The 3,135-nt window shown below is 49.5% G+C and carries 4 protein-coding genes and 1 pseudogene; 3 read left to right on the forward strand and 2 right to left on the reverse strand.

The window, feature by feature from the left end:
* Window positions 1-128 (reverse strand): annotated as a pseudogene (locus tag QQZ17_RS18085) (IS6 family transposase); the annotation flags it as partial.
* Window positions 129-281: 153 nt separating this feature from the next.
* Between QQZ17_RS18085 and QQZ17_RS18090 the strand changes: the two are divergent.
* From QQZ17_RS18090 to QQZ17_RS18100, 3 genes are all read left to right on the forward strand, one after another.
* A complete protein-coding gene (locus tag QQZ17_RS18090; RefSeq protein WP_001572362.1) occupies window positions 282-1,304 on the forward strand; it encodes an IS110 family transposase in 1,023 nt (340 codons plus the stop codon).
* A gap of 1,045 nt (window positions 1,305-2,349) precedes the next feature.
* Window positions 2,350-2,679, forward strand: a complete 330-nt coding sequence (locus QQZ17_RS18095; protein WP_000493286.1) for a type II toxin-antitoxin system RelE/ParE family toxin — start codon at window positions 2,350-2,352, stop codon at window positions 2,677-2,679.
* Complete coding sequence (locus tag QQZ17_RS18100; RefSeq protein WP_000780222.1) at window positions 2,660-2,941, forward strand: helix-turn-helix domain-containing protein; 282 nt, start codon at window positions 2,660-2,662, stop codon at window positions 2,939-2,941. The genes QQZ17_RS18095 and QQZ17_RS18100 overlap by 20 nt, the downstream gene beginning before the upstream one ends.
* Before the next feature lie 83 nt (window positions 2,942-3,024).
* Here the strand turns inward: QQZ17_RS18100 and QQZ17_RS18105 are convergent.
* A partial coding sequence (locus tag QQZ17_RS18105; protein WP_001691633.1) for an IS1 family transposase occupies window positions 3,025-3,135 on the reverse strand: 111 nt, incomplete at its 5' end.

Here is a 3,135-nt window from a genome sequence, read left to right on the forward strand (position 1 = left end):
TCGACATTCACTCCGCGTTCAGCCAGCATCTCCTGCAGCTCACGGTAACTGATGCCGTATTTGCAGTACCAGCGTACGGCCCACAGAATGATGTCACGCTGAAAATGCCGGCCTTTGAATGGGTTCATGTGCAGCTCCATCAGCAAAAGGGGATGATAAGTTTATCACCACCGACTATTTGCAACAGTGCCCCTTAACGAATGGAAGGGACTTCCCCTGGATATGCGCCTGATTAACTCTTGTGCAATCATGGGGTAAACATAGCCCCGGAGGGATTCGTTATGACCATCACGACTGTCGGTATCGATCTTGCTAAAAATGTGTTCGCTGTTCACTGCGTTGACCAACACGGTAAAACTGTTCTGGTTAAACCCAAAGTATCGCGTGCTGCCCTTCCTGAGCTGATTGCCAGTTTACCTCCCTGTGTTATCGGGATGGAGGCATGCTCCGGGGCTCACTACTGGGCAAGGTTGTTTCGGCAATATGGTCATGAACCACGGCTGATGGCTGCTAAATTTGTATCTCCTTACCGCATGGCCGGTAAATCAGGCAAAAATGATGCAGCTGATGCTCAGGCTATCTGTGAAGCAGTTCGTCGCCCGCATATGCGGTTTGTACCAGTGAAGGATGAGAGCCAGCAGGCGATGCAATGCCTACACCGTATCAGACAGGGTTTTATCGAAGAGAAAACAGCAACATATAACCGATTGAGAGGTTTGATATCGGAATTCGGTGTCATCGCCCCACAAAGTACAGATGCCCTGCGTCACATGGTTTCTGAGCAGAAGAGTTCTTTGCCACTTCAGGTTCAACAATGTGTTAATGACCTGCTGGAACACATTGATCGTATTGAAGATAATATTACTGAATATGACCGGATTTTGTCCCGCATGGCAAAAACAGATCACCGCAGCCAGCGATTGATGGAACTGAAAGGGATTGGTCCCACAACGGCCTGTGCGCTGGTCGCCAGTATCGGTAATGCACACGATTTTAAAAATGGGCGACAACTGGCAGCCTGGCTGGGACTAACGCCATCGCAGTACAGCAGTGGTGGGAAATCAAAGCTTGGCAGGATAACTAAAGCTGGCGATTCGTATCTGCGAACGCTACTGGTTCAGGGGGCTCGTTCGGTTCTGATTGGTGCCGAGAAAAGGACTGATTTATTCAGTCGTTGGGTCTGTTCACTGGTCGATCGCAGAGGATACTGGCGTGCCGTTGTAGCCATCGCCGCCAAAAACGCAAGGCTGTGCTGGGCATCATTGCATTACGGTGATGATTTCAGGCTGTACTCAGCCAGCTAAAGCACGAAACAAAATAACCATCTGACCTGCAATTCGTTGATGATAAAGGGTTATACCCCGTGAGGCCTATCTGGCTATTGTACAGGATATACGTATCCGCTTAACGAACAAGAACCTCACGCGCGTCTTTCATCAGGGTCCGAATCGATGACGATTCATCATGGCCGTTTATAGTACCGCAGTCTCTCCCCTTTATTTTTACTGAAGAGCAGACAGAAACCATAAACACCGGCGTTGACACGCCGGGGAAGCCCTTATAGTACAATAATTTTCGAAATCCAACCCATCCCGCCTACAGGAATGACGGATTTTTCGGCGGTTCCGGCGTAGACCCACCACAACTGCTGTATAGCTTGTGGGTAAGTGATAATGAAGTGCAAACGAGATGGCGCAAATACTCTTTTGGTTTATCTTTTAATTACTTACGTATTAAAAGATAAACCAAAAAATAAAAGACATTACTGTTATCCCCTTTAAAAAGTGGATAACCGAACAGCATCGGCGCGAGCGCCTCAAAAGTAGCTCCCCACGCTAAAGCGCGGGGCATTCAGAACGGAATCCCTCGATGGCTAACAGCTCGCCTGTTAGCCATCGAGGGATTGGACAAATCCGGCCACGCCGGATACGTCAGCAAATATCGCTGAAGAATTAGCTTACACGCTCGTAAGCGGCTCTTACGACCCGCTAACGCGGAGATACGCCCCAACTGCGGCTTCGCCTTGTTGTGACCACTCCGACCGCGCACAAAAGCCTCTGAGCCGCTTTTAGCGGAATATGGCTTTGCAGGGTGAAGGGATGGATAGGCGATCCCTTTCGATCCCTCACTGGTATCGGCGGCTAACCCTCGGTGCTACCTGTCATTTCATCCTGCCGCCTTACATGCGCTAACGCGCATAAATCCCCGTTCCTCAGTGGAACGAAAACTCACGCTAACAGGGTAGTGACCGGGTAGCCACGATAACTGCCAACAAAATTAGCTTATAGGTTAATTCTACCTTGTCTGAAATTAGCCTATAGGTTAATATTAATAGAAATGGGAGGTCACATGTTTAGCGTTGTTTATCACCCGGAAGCCAGGGAAGAAGCCACAGCATTACCCGTAAAAATCAGGGTGAAGTTTGACCGTCTCATCGGCAAACTGGAGTATGACGCCCGATTACTGCGGGAGCCGGACACGAAGCCCCTGGGCGATGGACTTTTTGAGATCCGCACGATGGGGACGGACATAGCCAGGGGAATCTGGGTATACCACAAAGGCAATACCATCATCATGCTCCGTGTTTTCATCAAGAAGTCACAGAAAACGCCAGCGAAAGAAATCGATCTCGCCAAAAAGCGGTTAGCGGAGGTACTTAATGAAACTGGTAAGCCATAAAGAACTGCATAACGAGTGGATGCAGGACGATGAATATCGCGCTGCATGGCAGGAAGAAGAACGTAAGGAAAAGCTCAGGGAGCTGCTTGCTGAATGGCGCAAGCATGACAACCTGACAAAAGCGCAGGTTGCTGAACGCATGGGGGTTACACCTCCGGTTATTTCTCGCCTGGAAAACAACATCACCAAAGCCAGCATCGACACACTGACCCGCTACGCTCACGCCTGCGGCATCAAGAAACCTGTCATTGCCCTGTACTGAATAGCCAGCCCTCCGGGGCTGGCCTTTTTGTTTCGGTCAGTCCCAAAATTTTGTTAAAGCAAGTTTAAGGTAATGACTCCAACTTATTGATAGTGTTTTATGTTCAGATAATGCCCGATGACTTTGTCATGCAGCTCCACCGATTTTGAGAACGACAGCGACTTCCGTCCCAGCCGTGCCAGGTGCTGCCTCAG

This window comes from Citrobacter sp. T1.2D-1 (assembly GCF_950098555.1).
Lineage (GTDB): Bacteria > Pseudomonadota > Gammaproteobacteria > Enterobacterales > Enterobacteriaceae > Citrobacter_A > Citrobacter_A telavivensis.